The organism is Paenibacillus algorifonticola, assembly GCF_050481745.1.
Lineage (GTDB): Bacteria > Bacillota > Bacilli > Paenibacillales > Paenibacillaceae > Pristimantibacillus > Pristimantibacillus algorifonticola_A.
This window is the reverse complement of the sequence record NZ_JBCNGR010000008.1, coordinates 718,543-737,924: the sequence shown is the minus strand read 5'-3', so window position 1 is coordinate 737,924 and position 19,382 is coordinate 718,543. Positions and strand designations below refer to the sequence as shown.

20 protein-coding genes are annotated in these 19,382 nt (G+C 48.4%); 10 read left to right on the top strand and 10 right to left on the bottom strand.

Features of this window, described 5'->3' with window-relative positions:
* The first annotated feature begins 22 nt into the window (after window positions 1–22).
* The 3 genes from ABEW34_RS10835 to ABEW34_RS10825 all read left to right on the top strand — a co-directional run bounded on the left by ABEW34_RS10835 (window position 23) and on the right by ABEW34_RS10825 (window position 4,743).
* Entirely contained in the window at window positions 23–832 is an 810-nt protein-coding gene (locus ABEW34_RS10835) for a helix-turn-helix transcriptional regulator (RefSeq protein WP_430158108.1), read from the top strand.
* A gap of 170 nt (window positions 833–1,002) precedes the next feature.
* Window positions 1,003–3,225 (top strand): helix-turn-helix domain-containing protein, encoded by a 2,223-nt coding sequence (locus tag ABEW34_RS10830; RefSeq protein WP_430158580.1) that lies wholly within the window; start codon window positions 1,003–1,005, stop codon window positions 3,223–3,225.
* Between the two features lie 108 nt (window positions 3,226–3,333).
* The gene (locus ABEW34_RS10825; protein ID WP_430158105.1) at window positions 3,334–4,743 is read left to right on the top strand and encodes a phosphodiester glycosidase family protein; all 1,410 of its coding nucleotides are present in this window, start codon (window positions 3,334–3,336) and stop codon (window positions 4,741–4,743) included.
* A 204-nt stretch (window positions 4,744–4,947) separates the two neighbouring features.
* On the opposite strand, the gene ABEW34_RS10820 is transcribed toward ABEW34_RS10825, so the two are convergent.
* Window positions 4,948–5,232 (bottom strand): hypothetical protein, encoded by a 285-nt coding sequence (locus ABEW34_RS10820; RefSeq protein WP_430158104.1) that lies wholly within the window; start codon window positions 5,230–5,232, stop codon window positions 4,948–4,950.
* 259 nt (window positions 5,233–5,491) lie between these two features.
* Here ABEW34_RS10820 and ABEW34_RS10815 point away from each other — a divergent pair, with 259 nt between their 5' ends.
* Window positions 5,492–6,493: an HRDC domain-containing protein gene (locus tag ABEW34_RS10815; protein ID WP_430158103.1), complete on the top strand. Its 1,002-nt coding sequence runs from the start codon at window positions 5,492–5,494 to the stop codon at window positions 6,491–6,493.
* 65 nt (window positions 6,494–6,558) lie between these two features.
* On the opposite strand, the gene ABEW34_RS10810 is transcribed toward ABEW34_RS10815, so the two are convergent.
* The gene (locus ABEW34_RS10810) at window positions 6,559–6,738 is read right to left on the bottom strand and encodes a hypothetical protein (RefSeq protein WP_430158102.1); all 180 of its coding nucleotides are present in this window, start codon (window positions 6,736–6,738) and stop codon (window positions 6,559–6,561) included.
* A gap of 163 nt (window positions 6,739–6,901) precedes the next feature.
* On the opposite strand from ABEW34_RS10810, the gene ABEW34_RS10805 reads away from it, so the two are divergent.
* Window positions 6,902–7,363 (top strand): chemotaxis protein CheX, encoded by a 462-nt coding sequence (locus tag ABEW34_RS10805; protein WP_430158099.1) that lies wholly within the window; start codon window positions 6,902–6,904, stop codon window positions 7,361–7,363.
* Window positions 7,364–7,454: 91 nt separating this feature from the next.
* On the opposite strand, the gene ABEW34_RS10800 is transcribed toward ABEW34_RS10805, so the two are convergent.
* On the bottom strand, window positions 7,455–7,586 hold the full coding sequence (locus tag ABEW34_RS10800; RefSeq protein WP_430158577.1) for a hypothetical protein: 132 nt from the start codon (window positions 7,584–7,586) through the stop codon (window positions 7,455–7,457).
* Window positions 7,546–7,803 (bottom strand): DUF2625 family protein, encoded by a 258-nt coding sequence (locus ABEW34_RS10795; RefSeq protein ID WP_430158097.1) that lies wholly within the window; start codon window positions 7,801–7,803, stop codon window positions 7,546–7,548. Before ABEW34_RS10795 ends, ABEW34_RS10800 begins: the two co-directional genes overlap by 41 nt.
* Before the next feature lie 150 nt (window positions 7,804–7,953).
* Here ABEW34_RS10795 and ABEW34_RS10790 point away from each other — a divergent pair, with 150 nt between their 5' ends.
* The 4 genes from ABEW34_RS10790 (at window position 7,954) to ABEW34_RS10775 (ending at window position 12,598) form a co-directional block, all read left to right on the top strand.
* Window positions 7,954–8,727 (top strand): SDR family NAD(P)-dependent oxidoreductase, encoded by a 774-nt coding sequence (locus tag ABEW34_RS10790; protein WP_430158095.1) that lies wholly within the window; start codon window positions 7,954–7,956, stop codon window positions 8,725–8,727.
* 26 nt (window positions 8,728–8,753) lie between these two features.
* Window positions 8,754–10,292, top strand: a complete 1,539-nt coding sequence (locus tag ABEW34_RS10785) for a DEAD/DEAH box helicase (protein ID WP_430158092.1) — start codon at window positions 8,754–8,756, stop codon at window positions 10,290–10,292.
* A 267-nt stretch (window positions 10,293–10,559) separates the two neighbouring features.
* Entirely contained in the window at window positions 10,560–11,312 is a 753-nt protein-coding gene (locus tag ABEW34_RS10780; protein ID WP_430158090.1) for an ABC transporter ATP-binding protein, read from the top strand.
* Window positions 11,309–12,598, top strand: coding sequence for an ABC transporter permease (locus ABEW34_RS10775; protein WP_430158087.1), 1,290 nt, complete (start codon window positions 11,309–11,311; stop codon window positions 12,596–12,598). Before ABEW34_RS10780 ends, ABEW34_RS10775 begins: the two co-directional genes overlap by 4 nt.
* A gap of 136 nt (window positions 12,599–12,734) precedes the next feature.
* Here ABEW34_RS10775 and ABEW34_RS10770 read toward each other — a convergent pair whose 3' ends face one another.
* The 4 genes from ABEW34_RS10770 to ABEW34_RS10755 all read right to left on the bottom strand — a co-directional run bounded on the left by ABEW34_RS10770 (window position 12,735) and on the right by ABEW34_RS10755 (window position 17,067).
* A complete protein-coding gene (locus tag ABEW34_RS10770; protein ID WP_430158085.1) occupies window positions 12,735–13,232 on the bottom strand; it encodes a nucleoside kinase in 498 nt (165 codons plus the stop codon).
* A 94-nt stretch (window positions 13,233–13,326) separates the two neighbouring features.
* A complete protein-coding gene (locus tag ABEW34_RS10765) occupies window positions 13,327–14,262 on the bottom strand; it encodes an AEC family transporter (protein ID WP_430158083.1) in 936 nt (311 codons plus the stop codon).
* A gap of 119 nt (window positions 14,263–14,381) precedes the next feature.
* Window positions 14,382–16,322, bottom strand: coding sequence for an ABC transporter permease (locus tag ABEW34_RS10760; protein ID WP_430158080.1), 1,941 nt, complete (start codon window positions 16,320–16,322; stop codon window positions 14,382–14,384).
* Complete coding sequence (locus ABEW34_RS10755) at window positions 16,297–17,067, bottom strand: ABC transporter ATP-binding protein (RefSeq protein WP_430158077.1); 771 nt, start codon at window positions 17,065–17,067, stop codon at window positions 16,297–16,299. The genes ABEW34_RS10760 and ABEW34_RS10755 overlap by 26 nt, the downstream gene beginning before the upstream one ends.
* 220 nt (window positions 17,068–17,287) lie before the next feature.
* Here ABEW34_RS10755 and ABEW34_RS10750 point away from each other — a divergent pair, with 220 nt between their 5' ends.
* Window positions 17,288–17,575 (top strand): DUF1330 domain-containing protein, encoded by a 288-nt coding sequence (locus tag ABEW34_RS10750; RefSeq protein WP_430158075.1) that lies wholly within the window; start codon window positions 17,288–17,290, stop codon window positions 17,573–17,575.
* Window positions 17,576–17,625: 50 nt separating this feature from the next.
* Here the strand turns inward: ABEW34_RS10750 and ABEW34_RS10745 are convergent, their stop codons facing one another.
* Together ABEW34_RS10745 and ABEW34_RS10740 are read right to left on the bottom strand one after the other, a co-directional pair.
* Window positions 17,626–18,633, bottom strand: a complete 1,008-nt coding sequence (locus ABEW34_RS10745) for a sensor histidine kinase (RefSeq protein WP_430158073.1) — start codon at window positions 18,631–18,633, stop codon at window positions 17,626–17,628.
* Complete coding sequence (locus ABEW34_RS10740; protein WP_430158069.1) at window positions 18,630–19,349, bottom strand: response regulator transcription factor; 720 nt, start codon at window positions 19,347–19,349, stop codon at window positions 18,630–18,632. The genes ABEW34_RS10745 and ABEW34_RS10740 overlap by 4 nt, the downstream gene beginning before the upstream one ends.
* Between the last annotated feature and the right edge of the window lie 33 nt (window positions 19,350–19,382).

The following is a 19,382-nucleotide window of genomic DNA, read 5'->3' as shown; positions in this document are numbered from 1 at the left end:
GGAGAGACGGGGGAACAAGGTTATGTTGAAGATTCAATTTTATTCCTTAATATCTCAACAGTCGATTACGATAAACAGGGAGTCGCAACGGCCATTGCAGCTGATCCAAGGGGATCAAATCATGCTGCTGCTGGCGCTTAATCCGATGGAGCTTATGCAGGAGCAGCGAGCCATTTCTTTGGGTGGCGAGGAGATTTTGCTTGCCACCGGGCCACTGTGCATCGCGCCGCAGCATGATTTTATGATTAGCTATAAAGGGATCATTTACAATATAGAAGGTGATCCCTCAGACGAGAAAGCGGAGTGGACGATTTCACTCACCAAACCCGCTGATCGGGAAATGGCACAGCAGCTATTGAAAAAGCCTGTTCAGACTGAACAGGATATCCATGCCTTAGAGCAATATCTTCGTTTATTCATCCAGTCGAATCCGACTAGAAAAGGATGTGGAATGGAATCAGTCCACAGGTCATATGAACAGATCGACAAGCGTATAAGCTTTGTTTATCGCTATATGCTGCTGCATTATGAGAAGCCGCTTACGCTACATGACCTTTCGAAATTAGTAGGCTGTCATCCAGTCTATTTGAGCAGTGTATATACAAGAGTGTATCAGGTATCCCCGATGCAGCATTTGCAGCAGATTCGTATGAGAAAGGCTAGTGTGTTTGTTCGAAGCACGACTATGAAGATGAAAGAAATTGCCCATTCGATAGGTTATGTATCCAGTTCCCAATTTGGCTCCATTTACAAACGTTATTATGGTGTTTCGCCAAATCGGGATCGAGTAGCTGCCATGATGAAGACGAATTGGATAGAACCACATTATTGAGTCTTGCTACGCCCCATGTCTATGGGGCGTTTTTTGTTGGAACTATACTTTACAAAGTACAAACTATAGGTGCTCATCTTTTCTTTATTTTCCATATTATATATAATTAATGAGTAGATTGGACGATATGTTAGACTGTCCGCAGAATGGGAGTGTTTTCTGTGAAGAAGATGAATTGGTATTACCGTATGCTACTATCCTATACCTCTATTTTCTCTGTTGTCATTTCTTCCCTCCTATTTATTTTCTTTATGGTATTACATCATGATTCGGACAATAAAAATATTGAGACTAATCAAGCCCTTCTGGAACGGATGGTATATAATACGGACGCTAGCTTAAAGCTGATCGAACGGAATATGGTCAGTGAGCTCTTATCGGATAAATGGCTGCAGAAATTTTACTCAGATCATCCAAAGACAGCCTTTGATGATTTTGAGATTCAGAAAAAATTAACCGAATTGAAAGCATCCTTTCCATTACCAAATTCGATATATATCTATAATGAAGCTGAGCAACGAATCATTTCCGATTCAGGTATATACTCCCTGCAATCATTCGGAGATAGCCCCTTCATTCAGGCCAATTATGCGCATTCCACCACTGAGAAATGGACGGCCCCGCGATTAGCAGAGGAATGGGGCTTCGACGGGAGCTCGCAGAAGGTTGTTTCGCTCATGAAGCATTATTATCATGGGAATAAGAAGCAGGGCGCGGTCGTTGTTAACGTGAAGGTTAACTCAATCTTGGATTATATAAACAGCACTATTAAAAGCGATTTCAATTCATTTGGATTAATAGATAATAGAAATCTTGAGCTTGTAAATTCGAAGAAGGAGATAGCTGAATCCACGAATATTGTTTATTCCGAATATACAGGCTGGGAGTACTATTCGAGTAGTGCAGCTGATAAAAGTTATGCAGCGCTATCTGTTTTTTCCGGCAGATGGATGTTAATAGTAGTCATTATTATCGTATTGGCCCTGGTTGGATTTACTCTAGTAACACATATATTCTATAAACCGATTCAAGCCATCCTCAATAAGATGGGACAAAGCTCTATTAGAAAAAGTGACGAGGTCGGCGTAGCTCATGTGAATAATGAATTTACGTTCATTGAAATGGCATTGGATCAGCTGCTTAAAAAGTCCTCAGACTATGAAAGCTTGTATAAGGAAGATCGTCTGCTTCACCAGCAACGTCTATTCTATGATTTGCTGGCAGGGCATCGAACCTTGACTGACAAGCAGTTCGAGACCCAAATGACTGTTTTTAACATGCCGTATCTATTCGATCGCCTCGGAGTCATCATCGTTGAAATGGATTACTATACATGTTTCACGGAAAAGTATAAACCAAGTGATCAGCAATTACTCAAATTTATTATAGAAAACGCTTTTCACGATTTAGGACAGCAGTGTAAGCTTTTTGTTTGGCATGCTTGGATGGAGCCGAATCGTATCGCGTTTGTAGTCCATCAATGCAAGTCAGAAGCATCGGTTTTGAAATCTACAGCAGAGCTTGCGAGTGAATTTCAAGCCTGGATTGGGCACAATCTGGACTTGACGGTAACGATAGGGGTTGGAGCTGATTCAGATAGCATTGAGACAATCGCGGAATCGTATCGAAATGCTAAGGAGAATGTTTCTTTAAAGCCAGTTATTGGGACGAATACGGTGATCGATAATCGTCTAAGCTCAGGAAAAGGTAGTATCGACTATTACGCCTATTTGCAAGCTATAGAGAGTATTGTACATTCATTCCGAAAGAATGAATGCGATTGGAAGGAAAAACTGATAAAGCTGTTCAAGCATCTAAGAGAAATGAGATTTGACAAACAGGAGATGTCTGCATTCGTTCAAAGCTTTGTGATGCAAATGGAGAAAGAAATCAACGTATTGTATCCGGGAATTCAACAGATATGGAAGAATGAATTCCTGTATAAGTTCACCGAGCTTTGTAACCAGTCGGAAACATTGGAAGAGCTTGAGGAAGAGTTTATGAGCACAATGTCGGCATTCGAAGCTATTGCAGCTCAAGATCGTCAAGCTAGACGTCATCATAGCATCGCTTTCCAAGCCAAAAGCTATATTGACACGCATTTCGCTGATCCCGTTCTTTCTCTTTCGGGGGTCAGCGCCTATCTTAAACTTCAGCCCAGTTCATTAAGCCAGCTTTTTAAGGAAGAGCTAGGCGAGAAATTCATTGATTACGTTCTGAGAGTCAGGCTTGAATATGCAAAGCGATTATTATCAGAGACGGATGAACCGATTCAATCCATTGCGGAGCAAATTGGTTATCAGAACGTCATTTCATTTTACAGAGCGTTCAAAAAGGTTCAAGATATTCCCCCGGGAGAATATCGAAACATACACCGAGTCCAATCGAAATGATGAGGGAATAGACAAAGTTGGCCCAAATGGTTCACTTGTTCCCTAGTTCTGCCGATATAGGTATAAGAGCCTAATTTTGGAGTTGAATAGGGAGGACTAGAAACAGCAATGAAATCATTAAACCAGTCATCATGGAAAAAAAACATGCAGCGCACAGCCTTGGTCGGCGGGGCGGCAATGCTTCTGCTAAGCTCGGCGGGCGGCGAGACGGCCTATACCTTGGGCGGTGCGGCTTATGCTGCTGAAGCACAATCGACAGTGAAAAATGTTACAATCACATACCCGGCATCCGCCGTAACGGTTGCGCTGAATGAAAGGCTTCCGCTGCTCGCGAAGCTAAAGCTGTCAGAGCCGGTGGCGCTGAGGTATGAATCAGGCAATGGTGCGGTAGCGCGCGTGAACAGCGATGGCGTTATTATCCCTGTCGCGGCAGGGAAAACTAAAATCCGCGTTCATGTGACTTCTGCTTCCTATAAAGGTAAGCTTGAGCTTCCGGTAACGATCCGCGGAGCATCAACTTCTTACAAGGCGGTGGCTGCTTCGAAGCGCGTGTCCGCAGGGGGACGTTCCTTCAACGTTCAAACCGTAGCGATTCCGAAAGGAATGCCCGTAACAGCAGGCTTGCCTAGCAGAACGGTCGGGTTGACGCAGGGGTTATCTGGAATTGCTTCATTGTACAATGCAGCGGCCGCGATTAATGGCACGTATTTTGAATCCTATGGCGGCATTCCTGAGCCTTATGGCAACATCATTAGCGATGGCGTTGTCGAGCATATTGGCAATACAGGAACGAGCATCGGTTTTCAATGGGACGGGTCGGCGCTAATGGACACGCTGCAGGTGAAGATGAGCGGCAAAGTAAGCAGCGCCGGGAAATCCTCGCAAAGCTGGTATGTGTATTTCGTTAATCGGACGCCTACTCCAGGAAGAACGGCAGCCATCATGTATACGCCGAAGCGCGGAAGCAAAATCGGCATGACGACTGGCTCTGCCGTCACGGTGAGCAAAGGTGTCGTAACGAAGGTCAGCAAAAATACGAATGTCGAAATTCCGAAGGACGGATATGTCCTCTTCTTTACAGGTGAGGAGGAGCATTTGGCGAGCCGTTTCCAAAAAGGCAGCTACGTTGACTACACCGTCAGCTATAACGATGTTTCCGGCAAAGCGATTGACTGGAGCGAGGTGCATACCGCAATTGGTGCGGGCCCCCGTCTAGTGAAGGATGGCAAGCTTGCCGTTGATCCGGCGAATGAAGGTTTCGTGAGCCCGAAAATTTTGACCGACTCTGGTGCTCGCAGCGGCATTGCGATTATGAATGACGGTTCGATTTTGCTAGTTACGGTTCCGGCTGCGACGATGAAGCAATGGGGACAAATTATGGTCAGCTTAGGGGCTAAGCAGGCGATGAACTTGGACGGGGGAGCATCTTCCGGCCTGTATGCGAACGGCAAGCAAATTACGCCAGCCGGACGCGAGCTCAGCAATGCGCTTGTATTCAGCTCGTTGCCGAAATGGTAACGGCTGCTTCCAAGCTCTTTAATGGAATGCTTGACAGCACAACTATGGCAGCATAGTGTGAAAAAGATAATGGCCTGCATTGAAGCGGCAATAGACAGGTAAGCGTTCAGTGAGACGATGTCTCGCTGAACGCTTTCTTCCGTTGCTGATTGCTCGCCGGTTGTACGTAGAACTTGTTGAACAGGCTTGAGCCATTGGCCGTATCTAGCTCTGCTCCTCTTCTTCTGTCTCGGAGGAGAGCACAAATGCATCATCCGCTCCTGGATATTCACGTTTCAAATCGGCATGCAGCGAGCGGTTTTCATAGCTGAACCGGTTGTTAGGACGCTGGTCTTGGCGCCATGGCGAGCTTTTGCCAAGCGGAAGGCCTGGCCGCTCCGCTGCGTAAGGCCCTTCAGGGAATTCCTCCGGCACAAGATCATTTCGCTGTGATTCTACGGTAGAGACATCGGTGAAGCGTTTGCGGTCTTCTTTGGTAAAGCCGTCCATGTGGATCATCCTTTCCTAGTCCTTCTTGCAATTGCAACACCCGTGCTTTCATTGTTCCCTGTTCACAGGGCATCATGCAAAACAAATGGTTGCCGCTGTATATAAAAGCTTGTCAGATTGAAAATCATATGATACTATACTGCTAATCGAATATTTGAACGTGAGGAAGCACCTCTCTATTGCTCTGGTTGAGCTATAGGGAGGTGCTTTTTTTATGTCCTTTTATTTGAAATTGAAGCAAACTGGGAGAGATGAGAAGATGCAAATTTTCTTTTTGAACACATTTGAAAAATCCTCGATGGAGGAGGGCGTACAAACTGCGCAATTGTCAATTTGTGAACATGAGGGCATTTGGTCGGTGCTATGGGCCGATGGCGAGTATACGGCAGCTGCACCTGATGTCTGGTTTGAAGGCATCTCCTGGGAGGACATGCTGCTCGCCTTTCGCCATGGGGTGGCAGTACGAATGGGAGAGGGCTATACGCCAGTCATTGAATCCATGCTGGAAGGCCGGCGCAATACGGGAATGGGAAGCTTGCAGGCTATGGTGCAGTGTTATGGCGAGCTGAATGCGGATCAAGCCTTGTTTGAGCAATTAAGAGATTGGCGCAGGGCTAAAGCAGGAGGAGAGAAGCGGTCGGCTTACCTTATTGCAACGAACCGGATGTTATGGATGTTCAGCACATTTGTACCGCATACGGCTGAGGAGCTGCTGCAAATTCCCGGCTGGGGAGAGAGCAAGCAAAAACGATATGGGACTGAAATTTTAGCGATTACAGAGAACCACGCGCGTGAAACGAGTTTTCCGCTTGACTGGGTTGAGCAGCAGTTGGACAAGGCAGATTTTACGAGGTGGCTGTACAAGCAGAAGGAAGTGAAATTCAAAAACGAGATGGACAAGCAGCTGCAGAAAAAGCGGATTCTCAGCTGTTTGAACAGTGAGGAGACGCTGGAGCAGCTAGGCGCAGGTCTAGAGCTGTCGCGTAGGGAATTAATGGATAGAATCGAGCAGCTTGAGGCTGAAGGCTATGACGTGGAGCCGCTTATTGCACGCGAGCTGCTGCATATGCCAGAATCGGAGCAGCAGCTTGTCTGGGAGACGTTCGAGCAGTCGGGAGACCGATACTTGAAGCCCGTGCTTCAGCAAGTATACGGAGCAGAGGGCATGAAGCATGAACAGGTGGATATGCTGTATGAGCGGCTGCGGCTGCTTAGAATCCGTTACCGCAAAGCTCATGCAACCCAGGCGCAAGCTATATAAATTCAGCTCATCAAAGGATGGCGGGAGAGAGCTTCACCGGATTGGATGAATCAATGGGTAACGTATTATTCGTTATTTGTCCGAAGGAGTTGCGAGTCCGCCATCTGGCCAAATGGGCTGCGCATAACGAATAGGCTAATGCGATCCAGAATATGGTGCAAAGCAAAGCCGATTACATAGCTCTTTTTACCTTGTTCAACTAGTACTTTATGTCCGAAAATAAAAGGGGCCCATACGTTTGGCACGAAAAAACCTCCAAATTGGATTGGAATGCATTTGAAAATGAACATAAATTCATAGGTCTTAAGGTTCAAAAATGATAAAAATAGTATACTTGTCCTATTTATGAAAGTATAATGAGGTATATAAAAAATCGCGATCTTTGTCGAAAAGGAGCGTATTCCCGTTATGAAGGCTGAGTATATTAATCCGTTTCTTGAAGCGGCAAAAAGTGTAATTGAGCAGGTCATCCAGATAAAGCCGTCGACAGGGCAATTAGGCTTGAAAGATGTTAAATTCGTTGAAAATTACATTTGGATACAAATCGGCCTGAACGGACAAATGAACGCTGATATCGTTTTTGGACTAAGCGAATCGGTAGCGATGAAGATGATTTCGGCTATGATGGGCGGCTTCTCGATTTCTGAAATTGATGAAATGGGCAGAAGCGCAATTTCCGAGCTTGGCAACATGATTAGCGGCAATGCGAGCACGATGTTATCGAATCAAGGCGTCCATGTAGATATTACACCGCCGAAGGTTATTCAATCTGCAGCAGCTGCTGGCTTTAAAACACAGAAGGCATTAACCGTTCCGCTTATTATGGAGGGAATTGGTGAACTGGACATACAGGTGCTGGTAGCATCGTAATTGGAATGACGAAAAACTCCTTCGGGAGTTTTTTTGTTTTTCATTTATAAGAGCTGAATTTATCTTTTCATCTTCTTGGAGGCACAAGCTTTTATGGCTGGGATAGGGGGTTTAATGATTTGCCCATTTCCTGATGCAGCTTATAAAGCTCGAGTACGCTTACGGGCTTTTTGGATGCTTGCTCAATATTTTGCCCTTCGGCCGTCCATAGGTAAGGGAAGATGGAGAAGGCCTGATCGCCTTGTATCGTTTGGGAGTCCGCATTCCAAAGCAATTGCGCCCAAATAGGAGCGATTCGTAACTTGCAGATGCTCCAGCGTTTTTCTGCCATCATCGATCGAGCAGCTTACAATAGTAACGGGATTGGCGGCCTCGGATACAAGGCTTTGAATTTCTCCCCATGCGTCCTCCGGCACCATTAATTCCTTGTAGGATTTCATTTTGTTTAACCTTCCTTTCCCTATTATTGTACTGAGGTAGAGGCCTATTGTCCAAAATCAAAAAAATGGCGTGAGCCTATGCAATGTTTTGCAAAGGTTTCTTTGCTTATAACGCCCTGATCAAGTAGAATTAGCTTTAGGTGATGACGGATGTTAAATGGCAAAGTTGTGCTTATTTCCGGCGCTTCCAGCGGGATTGGAGCGCTTACTGCAAAGCAGCTTGCGCGGCGCGGCGCCATTGTGGTGCTGACCGGACGAAATGTGGAGAAGCTGAAAGCGCATGCGGCAGAAATCGGCAGCAATAGCTCCTATTTTCAGATGGATGTAACGAGCATGGAAGATGTGCAGCAGGTCATTCAAGCTGTAGTACAAAAGCATGGGCGTCTCGATATATTGATTAATAATGCTGGTTATGGACAGTTCGAATATTTTGAGACGATGCCGGTCGAGGCATTTGACCAGATGATGGATACGAATTATATGGGTATCGTTCGCTGCACGAAGGCCGTGCTGCCCTATATGCTTGCCCAAGGCAGCGGTCATATCGTAAATATTGCTTCACTCGCAGGCAAGATCGGCTCAGCCAAGTCAACGGCCTACACGGCAACGAAGCATGCGGTGCTCGGCTTTACCAATTCGCTGCGGATGGAGCTGCGGGGCAAAGGGATTGTCGTATCGGCGGTAAATCCCGGACCGATTGACACGCCGTTTTTCTCACTGGCAGATCCGTCAGGCAATTATGTGAAAAATGTCAGCTTCTTTATGATGAAGCCCGACTATGTAGTCAAAGCCATCGTGCGGCTTATTGAGCGCAGGAAGGCGGAAATTAATTTGCCGAAATCGGCGGCGTTTGGCATTAAGCTGTATCAGCTTTTTCCACGTCTAATTGACCGAGTATTCGGCGGTATGCTGGATCGAAAATAGTGTTTTGAACAAGAGAGGACTCGAACATGAGTAAGCAAAATTGGTTGGATTTAGGTTTAAATGAACAGCTGGCAGAAGCGCTGGTTGAAGAGGGTATTCAGGAGCCTACTGCGGTGCAAGCAGAGGCCATACCCGTACTGCTCGGAGGGCAGGACGTTTCCGCACGTTCGCAGACGGGAACAGGCAAGACGCTGGCATATTTGCTGCCTTTGCTACAGAAGCTGAATGCCTCGTCGAAGGAAATTCAGGGTGTCGTCATTGCTCCAACACAGGAGCTGGCTATGCAGATTGTACGGGTAGCTGAATATTATGCGAAGCCGCTGGGCCTCCGTGTGCAGCAGCTAATTGGCGGCGCAGCGCTCAAGCGTCAAGTAGAGAAGCTCAAGCTGCATCCGCAAATTGTCATCGGTACGCCGGGACGTATTCACGAGCTGCTTAAGCTGCGCAAAATCAAGCTGCATGCGGTCAATCAGGTCGTTATTGATGAAGTGGACCAAGTTTTCCAGCTGAGCTCGACGCGCGAAGTGGAGACGATTCTTTTTGCAATGGGACAAAATCGTCAAATCGCTTTTTTCTCGGCGACTTATCCCGAGCAGATGGCCCGCTTTGAAGGCCGCTGGATGAATGAGCCGTACCGCATTCAGGTTGCGCCTGAGCATCGCGTATCCGAGACGATTACGAATTATTATTTCGTATGCGACAAAAGGGACAAGCCGGATATCGCCCGTCGCATCATTCGGATGCTCAAGCCCAAATCGGCATTGCTGTTTCTGAATGAGACGGATACGATTTCAAACTGGGAAGCGAAGCTCAGCTATGAGGGTTTTACGGTAGAGGCGCTATACGGCGATGCTGACAAGCAGCGCCGTGCTGCTACGCTTGCGCGCTTCCGCGAAGGCGCCTGCCAGCTATTGCTTGCGACCGACGTTGCCGCAAGGGGACTCGATATTGAAGGCTTGCCGCTCGTGATCAACCTGGAGCCGGCGCTTGATGCCGATCATTATGTGCATCGGGCTGGCCGGACGGGCCGCATGGGCCGCACGGGAACGGTTATCTCCATAGTTACGCCGCAGGAGCATTTTATTATGGACAAGTTCCGCAAGCAGCTTGGCATTGATCTTCCAGAGAAGGCGATGTTAAGAGGCAAGCTGGTTACACCTGAGGAAGCGCGGAATGATAAAGCCTCATTCAAACGCTCGGAATATACGGGAGCACCGAAGAGCCGTCAGGCGTCGGGCAGCGACTTCGCGCAAGTAGAGGCCGCGAGAGGCGAGAGGCCGCGTGGCGAGTTCAGACAAGGAGCCGGCGGGCAAGCTCCTCAAGGCGACAGACGCCTAGGCGATGATCAGCCAGGCAGCCGCAGAACGGATGCAGCAGGCGGTGCAGGGCGGGCAAGAACAGCGGGAAGCGACGCTGCCGCAGCTAACGAGCCGCAGAAAGCGGCTGTTCAGGCAAAACCGAAGGCGAAGGTGCTGTCCAAGCAGGAGCGCCAGAAGAAGAGCAAGGATAAAGGTGCGCCAAAATGGCTTAAAGCGAAGCGCGAGTCGGGCGATACGAAGGAATAAGCTTTTAAGCAAAAATAAGTTTATCATGCAAGCCCCATTTCCAGCATAATGGAATGAAGAGACAAGCGAGCGGCCAACCATTATTTTCGGGTGCTTCGCAAGCCGTTTTAGCTTCAGCCATTAGCGAAAGTGGTGGCTTTTTTTAATTTTAAGCAAAGATCTGAAACGATGCTGAAACGATACGGATGGGAAATTTTGAATTTTGCCTTGAAATTCGGTATGCTGAATAAGCGATATTAATTTTATAGTTATGAAGGTGAATGGATCATGATAAAGCCCGTATTGGAAGTTGCCGATTTGACAGGTGGATACAGTCCGCGCCGTCCTGTCCTGCATAATGTGTCGTTCCAGCTGCATCCGGGCGAAATGGTCGGCTTAATTGGCCTCAATGGCGCAGGCAAAAGCACGACGATTAAACATATTCTCGGCTTGATGAAGCCGCAGCAGGGTGAGGTTAAAGTTGCTGGCGTCAAGCTGGAGGATGATCCGGACCGTTACCGCTCCGCCTTTGCGTATGTGCCGGAAACGCCGGTGCTGTTTGACGAGCTTACGGTTGAGGAGCATTTGCGCCTGACAGGAATGGCCTACGGCGTTTCTGTTCAGGAATTTGATAAGAAGCGAATAGATTTATTGAACGAGTTCCAAATGAATGCGAAAAAAGGAGCTTTTGCCGCCCATCTGTCCAAAGGGATGAAGCAGAAGGTTATGATTATGAATGCGCTGCTGTCCGAGCCGCCACTATATATCATTGACGAGCCGTTTCTGGGGCTGGACCCGCTCGGCATTCGCTCCTTGCTGGAACGGCTTGTAGAAGTGAAGCGGAACGGCTCGGCTATTTTGATGAGCTCACATATTTTGGCTACGGTCGAAGCTTATTGCGACAAGTTTATTGTGATGCATCATGGACGCATCGTTGCCAGCGGAACGCTTGCCGATGTATGCGAAGCGGCGGGCATGGCAATGCGCGGCGGAACGCTGGAGGATGCGTTCTACAAGCTCGTTGCAGGAGACAAGCTATGACGGCGAAATCGCAAGCAGCCAATCAAGAGCAGCGTCAGTTGAAGGAACAGGCGATGCAGCAGTTATGGAAAAAACGTGCGCGAAGCTTCCGCCAGGAGACGCTGCCGTATTTTCGCTATATGGGACAAAGCGGCTTCCCGCTGTTTCTTTCGTTGTTTGTCATTACCGGAGTGCTCAGCTATTTTAAGCTGATTCGGGACGTTCCGGCAGATTTTCCGACCACGCTGGTTGGCATAGTGGCACTCGTGCCTGTGCTTTGCTGGAGCCCCTTCCGCACCTTTCTGCAAGCGGCAGATGTCGTCTTCCATATGCCGCAGGAATCGGCGATGCGCCGTTATTGGGGGCTTTCCTTTAAGAGAAGCATAATCGCTATGGCTGCTTTATGCGCCTTCCTGCTGCTCGCTTATTGGCCTATATACACGCAGGGCACCGCTCCAGCGGATATGTGGCTGCTGGTTTTGGCTGCGGCTGTGCTCCGTTTAGCCAATACAGCAGCTGCATGGCGCGAACGCCAGCTGGCCTGGAGCGGCATGAGAATACTGTTTCGAGTAGCTCGCTGGGGGGCTACAGCGCTTGCTTGGACGGGGATGCTTACTCGTGCGCCGCTGTATGCGGGAGGCTTTATTATTTTGCTCATCCTGCTATTTGCCCTGCTGTACAAGCTTCCGAGCCGATTCGTCATCCCTTGGGAACGGCTGGTCGAAGAAGAGTTGGCGACAAGAAGAAGGTATTACGTCTTTTTCGGGTTGTTTATCGATGTGCCTACGATGCCATCGCGAACAGCCGGCCGAAAATATCTTTCCTGGATCATGAACATTATTCCGTATCGCCGCCGCTTTACTTACGATTATTTATATGCAGCTTCTATGCTGCGAATGGAAATGGGAGGCATTTTGCTAAGGCTGCTCGTTCTGTTCGCACTTATTGCCTATTGGATGGCGGAAGCGGTCTGGTTGTCCGGCTGGGGGGCTGCCTGTGCCTATGCGGTATTTATGCTCATTGTCGGGGCCCAGCTCGGCGGACTTCGCCATACGCATCGTTATACGGTTTGGCGGCATGTTTATCCGCTTCCTGATGCCCAAAGGATGGAAAGTCTCATCCGGCTGGACCGCTGGACGATGCTGATCATTGCCCTGCTTATGTGGCTTCCTGCATGCGTCATGCTGCTGCGTGCCAATTGCCTGCTGGCTGCTGCAGCAGCACCGCTTGCAGCGCTCGTCTATTTGTTTACGATTCGCCCGCTGAGGCTGCGCCGCGCTTTTTCTGCTGATGCGGAAGAGGATTAGGCACCCGCAACTGCCAGGGTGGCTGCTTATAATAGATGAGAGCCCAGCTCTTGCGGCGAAAAGCTCGCAAAAACCGTCCAAATCCACTGAAACATGTGGGTTTGGACGGTTTTTTTTAGGCGTCTCCCGAGGGAGTTCAAGTATATCGCAGAATCCACTCTTTTATATGTGATGCAACTATGGTTACATCCGTTTCCGTTGTATCAATAGTAGGCATGGGTGGATTATACTCTTTATCGGCAATTTCAAGCAACTTCTCAGCAAAGTTTATGTGGACTTGAATCATTTCATCTGTCCAATTTCTTTCACGCAAACGCTTCTCACGAGTTTCTTCATTACAATGCAGGTTCAGGTAATAAACATGTTTAAAGTAAGGAAAGTCTATACATTTTTCAATATCCCAAGGCATCATAGTACCGCATAAGATCGTCATACGTCCACTTTGAGCGACATTTCGTGCAACCCGAAGCCAAATATTTCGCATTTTCTCCCAATCATGTCCAATAAATTCAACCAGGTTATCAGGATCGAAGACATCGAATTCCGGCATTATTTCTCGTAGTTGTTTAATGACATATGTTTTTCCTGACCCCCTTGCACCTGTTACAACAAACAATGGCAGCCTATTTTCCAATTTTTATGCCCCCTTAATCTATTCATATGAAACAACTATAGCGTGTAATTGAACGATATAAAGGGGATTGTTATTCGTCGAGCTGGATAAATAGTCATGTAGGCTGTACAAGGACAATCAACAGAGGCAGCACGATAAAGGAGGCGAGCGTCGTCCACAAAATACAGCGGGAAACGAGCTTAGGCGATGCTTCGAATTGCTCCGCCATAATGACGGCGTTGACTGCCGTCGGCATAGAGGCCAGTATAAGCAGGACGGCAAACAGCATGCCCTTTACTTGCAGCAGCCAGAGCAGCAGCGCTGCTATGATTGGAGAAAGCAGCAGCCGGATCGCGATAGCTGTCCAGAGCGGCTTGCTCATGACCGAATCTGCTGATTTTTTGCTGCTGCGCGCCCCGGCCATCTGTGCCCCTAGCAAAATCAGCACGACAGGCGCATAGGCGCTCGATAGCATGGATAGGCCTTCTGCCACAGCCCCAGGCATAATCAAATCGGTGAACCGGATAATGACGGCGAGCACAACGGCGTATAAAGCGGGAAGCTTGCAAACCGATTGGACCGCTTTTTTCACCGAGAAATGGGAGCGGGCAGCGAAATAAACACCGACGGTATTGACAAGAATCATTTGCGAAATGACGTAGACGGATGCTTTGGCTAGCCCCAGCTGACCGAAGGCGAGCAGCACCAGCGGCAGTCCATAGTTGACACAGTTCGTAAATACAGACACAAGCGTGAGGCCGGCTTGATCTGCTGGAGAAAGCTGCAGCAGCCTAGAGGCAAGAACGGCGATGAGCCAGAGAGCGACCAGATTAATGATGCTGAATGCGCTCGTCTGAATAATATCTGCCATTGACAGCTTGGCGCTGATCAGCGTCTCCAAAATAAGAGCCGGACTGAGCAAATAAAGGGCAATGGTCGATAAGGGCTTCGTCTCCAGTCCACGCCAGCGCTTCAAGGCTGCTCCTCCAAGCACAGGCAGCGAAATCGGCAGAAACACGCCATATACGATAAGCAAAAATGAATGCAGCATACGAATCAGTCCTTTGCCTAAATCAATATGCCTTATTTTTGCATAAAGCGTCTGTTAGCGTCCAAGACCCTTTTCCTATATACTCATAAGCTTTGGCTATATACGGTTTTCCCACTCGCCTACGTCAGCTTCAGATGCATATGGCGCAAATACCGCCAGCGAATCATGAGGAAATACGTTAGCTGGAGGAGGAAAAAGCTAATATAGATCAGGAATGCTGCATTCAGCATCGAAATATCGAGCAGCAGCGCAATATTTATAAAAGCGACGATGCCATGCACAAGCGCAATCGTAAAGGGCAGGAAAAACATAATGAGCAGTTGCCTTGTAACCAGCCGATTCAGCTCCTTGCCGCTGAGGCCGATTTTGCTAATCATCTGGTATTGCTTCTCATCCCGCTCCAAATCGGCATACAGCCTAAAGTAAATAAAGCTGACAGCATAGGTGAAAAAGACCCCGCCCACAAGCACGCTTATAATAAGCAATAGCCCGTTAAGCTGCTTGAATTCATACCATTCAATCACGAGTGACCGTATATTATAATAGCCCTGCGTGTCCTGTGGGATTTCCTTCATAACGCTTTGCGCCACGCCGATCGTGTCGATCCAATTGGGAATGACATAATAATACGTGACCTGGTTCGTGTCGTCTTTCATGCGGTTCATTGCTTGGAAATAATCGTCCGAAACGACATAAACATCATTGTAATTATTTAATACGAAAGAAGGAAGTCTCTTTACTACAGTAAGCTTCCGCTGCTTTTCGCCTGGCGCGACGTTTCCTAAATCCAAAATGGGCTCAAAGGCCGTCACGTTCTGGGCGCGCGAGACTTTGCCTGAGGCGATAAAAGCTTCGCTGGGCACATTTAGCGTCTCGGCGGCGAACCCGAGTGCAGTGGCAAGCTGATTGTATTCGGACAGGCTCATGACCGACTGCCATTCTTCCGTGTTTTTAATGTGTGAAGCGCCTTTTGTATAAGTAAAGCCGCCCTCTGATAGTCTATGCTCCAATAACGCCAGGTGCTGCTTCGTTTGTAATTCACTTTGCGCCAGAGATTCGCTATCACCGCCAAAGGATTCATAAATAAAAGCGTAAGGATTGTCTTTTTCCGACAGCTTCGGATCACCGATCGCAAGGCAAGTGCCCATACCGCACAAGGCGACCGCCGTTACCGTTGCCACCATAAAAAACATATTGGCATTGTCTCTCATTCGGTAAGCGAGATCGGAGAGTGTTAGCAAATTGATTTTTCGGAGCAGCAGGCTTTCCCGTTTGCGCAGCGCACGAATGACATAGACACTGAGCTGCGTAAACAGAAAATACGTCCCCAATATGACACAGCCAACGGCGGCTGCGAGCAGTGCCAGTGAGAAGGCGCGGCCGAGTACAAAATAAAAGACCATGCCATAGCCTGCGAGCAGCAGAACAGCAGCGAGCAGCGACAGCAGTACAGAAGCTTTCGGCTCCTTCTTCGGCTTCTCATCCGAACGAATCAGCTCAAGCAGCTGAGTGTTCCGCCCAAGGCGCGACGCGAGTATGGACAGAAGCAGAAATACGATTAAAAAAGCGCCTGCCGTTATAAACACGCTCTGGATAGGAACGAGGAATTCGAGCCCTTGCTGCAGGAGCAGCAGCCGTTCGGTTATAAGCAAAAACAGCTTGGTGAACAAAATGCCAAAGCCGATTCCAAATACAGTGGAGATGAGGCCAATGATCATATTTTCCACAAAAATCAACCTGCGATACTGCTTGTCGGACATGCCCAGCAGCATCAAAATGCCGAATTCACGTTTACGCGCCTTCAGAAAGGCACCAGCCGAATACATCAAAAACAGAAATGAAAAAATTACGATTAAATATTGCGAAATTTTCAGCCCCATCGTCCCAAGCATAGAGGCCGTTGGACTGCTAGCGGCGATTTCCCCCTGCAAATCCGGGTGATACAGCAGCACCGAATAGATGAAAAAAATCATAACCGCGAACGAGCTGCTCATAAAATGTGCAGCATACGTCCGTTTGCGGCGCAGTACGTTATTAAACGCGAACTGTCGGAAATTCATTTTCAGTCCCTCCAAGCAGAGCAAGCACATTAATAATTTTCTGATAAAAAGCCGCGCGGTTGTCGCCGCAATTCACTTCACTGTAAAACTGGCCATCTTTAATAAAAATAACCCGGTGACAATAGCTCGCCGCCATAGCGTCATGTGTAACGAGCATCATCGTCGTGTTATCCTCCCGATTGAGCCTGCTCATCAGCTCCATGACATCACGGGCTGATTTTGAATCGAGGTTGCCGGTCGGCTCATCGGCGAGCAGCAGCTTTGGGCTGTGTATAAGCGCTCGGGCAATGGCCGTACGCTGCGCCTGGCCGCCGGATATTTCATAGGTCCGCTTGTCTGAAAGCTCAGCAATGCCGAGCTTTTCCATGATGGAGGCGGCCCGCAGCTTCATTTCCACGATGTTCGAGCCGTCGAGCGTGAGCGGCAGCATAATATTTTCGCTGACCGTCAGCGTATCAAGCAAATTAAATGATTGAAAGACGAAGCCAAGCTCCCGCCGACGGAAAAAAGCAAGCTTTTCCCGCGACAGCTCATACGGGTCTTGGCCCGCAATGCGCAGCTCGCCGGAAGTGGGCTTGTCGATCGTCGATACCATGTTCAGCAGCGTTGTTTTGCCGCTGCCCGATGGCCCCATAATGCCGACGAACTCGCCTTGCTGGATCGTTAAATCAATGTTGGTCAGCGCTTTATAGGTTACTTTGCCGGGATAAATTTTGTTCAGATTTCGTGCAAATAGCAATTCCAATTTGATCTCCCCTTGCTTGTTTATCAATAAACCCAGTATACCCCTCATGCGCGTCCGCTCCTATGAGCATAGCTTTCATTTACCTTACAGCTTTGTAAGATAACGCTGCCCGCTTTTGCATCTTCAAGGGCTGCGTGATCCATTTCCTGCTCTAATTCGTATACTGAATGCATGGAAGGGGAATATGGCCTTTCCTCATCAACGAAAGGAGCTTGTGGGATTGAGCGCTTACCTTGTAATTGATATTGATATTTCAAACCCGGCTGACTTCAAGGAATACGAAAATCAGATTTTTGCTGTCATAGCACACTTCGGGGGCCGCCCGATCGTTCATGATAGCAGCGTAACGACGATGGAAGGAGATTGGCAGCCGAAGAGAATTGTCATTTTGGAGTTTCCTAACAAACCGAGCATCGAGGCCTTCTACAATTCAAAAATGTACGAACCGTTGAAAAAAATCAGATGGGCAAACTCTACCGGGAAAGCGATCGTCGTGGAAGGCTTGTAATTTACGAAAAACAAGCAGATTGCCATCATAAGGGCAGTCTGCTTGTACGTTTAATGATCAACGGACTGAATAGCGGCAAAGGGGAAAATAATCCGCATCGTCGTACCGCTGCCTTCCCCTACTTTAGATTCAACCTCGATTGCATGATTCATTTTATCGAGCACGGTTCGGACGATATAAAGGCCCATGCCCGTCGATTCCTTGAAAGCCCGTCCATTTTCCCCAGTGAAAAAGGCGTTGAAAATGCGTCCCAAATCAGAGGCAGGAATGCCGACGCCATAATCCTTCACCTCAAGGATGACCGAGCGCTCGCTTCGAAAGCCGCTAATCGTTATTTTTGCGCCGCTGCCCGCTGAATAATTGACCGCATTGGCAATCAGCTGCTGCATAATAAAACGCAGCCATTTGCCGTCTGTCTCCACGACTAAATTTTCCTCCATTTGCATATCCGGGTACACGAGGCTGCGAATAAACAGCCGTCTGTTTTCCAAAATCACCTCGTTGGCAAGCTCCCGCAATTGCATTTTCTCCACCTGAAAATCCTGCTCGAACGTTTCCAATCGGGCGACGTACAGCACCATATCAAGCCCTTTGCGAATGCGATCTGTTTCTTCCCTCATGCTGTTGTTACGGGCGTCTGCTTCCTCCGATAGCATAAGCTCCAGCACGGAGAGCGGCGTTTTCATCTGATGCACCCACTGGTTCATAAAGGTCAAATGACTTTGCTGTTTGCGCTCGCCTTCAATAATCTGTTTCTGGTAGTGGCGATATTGAAGCTGCAGCAGCTCGGCAAGCGACGCAGGGAGGGGGGCAGACTCAAGCTGCTGGATCGACTCTTCAAGGCCTGCCTGTCTGCTGCTGAGCAGCGTATAAAATCGGCGGTGGGTCACATAACGGTAAGCCAGAAACGCAATAAATACGCAGAGGCCAAGCAGCAGGGCATACGAGGCGATAACCATATCTTTATAGCCGTCCAGCCAGAACACGGCGGTCACTACGACGAGCTGGATGAGCATAAATAATACGAGTGCAAGCTGGTCCCGTAAAAAAAGCTTCATCGGCGGTCGCTCTGCTGCTCGCCATTTGTCCAGCTGTCGTTCAGGCGGTAGCCTGTGCCGCGCACCGTTTCGAGCGCTCCTTCAATGCCCAGCTCAGCCAGCTTCTTGCGAACTCGCGTTATATTGACGCTAAGCGCATTGTCATCGACATATGTATAATCATCCCACAGCTTCTCCAAAATCGTTTCCCGGCTTACAAGCCTTTGGCAGCGCTGGAGCAGCGTCTCCACAAGCACGGTTTCCTTTTTCGTCAAAGCTACAAATTGTCCTGATAGATGAAGCTCCATTCGCTCGGGATACAAAATCAAACCGTCATGCTCGACCATCCGCTCCCCAGCAGCTTGGGCATAGTCGCCGTAAACACGCCTCAGCTGGCTGCGGATTTTCGCCATTACGACCTCATAATGGAAGGGCTTGGTCAAATAGTCGTCCCCGCCATTTTCGATGGCGCGCACGGTATCCATTTCACCGCTGCGGGCGGAAATGAAAATAATCGGGCAGGTGGAAACGGTGCGAATTTGCCTGCACCAATAAAACCCGTCAAAGCTTGGCAGGTTGATATCCATCAGCACAATATGCGGCTTTACATGCCTGAATTGCTCCATGACACCGGCAAAATCAGTCGTCACAATCGCGGTGTTGCCATATTTCTCAATATGCGCCCGCAGAAGCTCAGCGATCTTCGCATCGTCCTCGACAATCATGATCGTATACATCGTTATTCCGCTCCTTACGCAGCATAGGCTCTA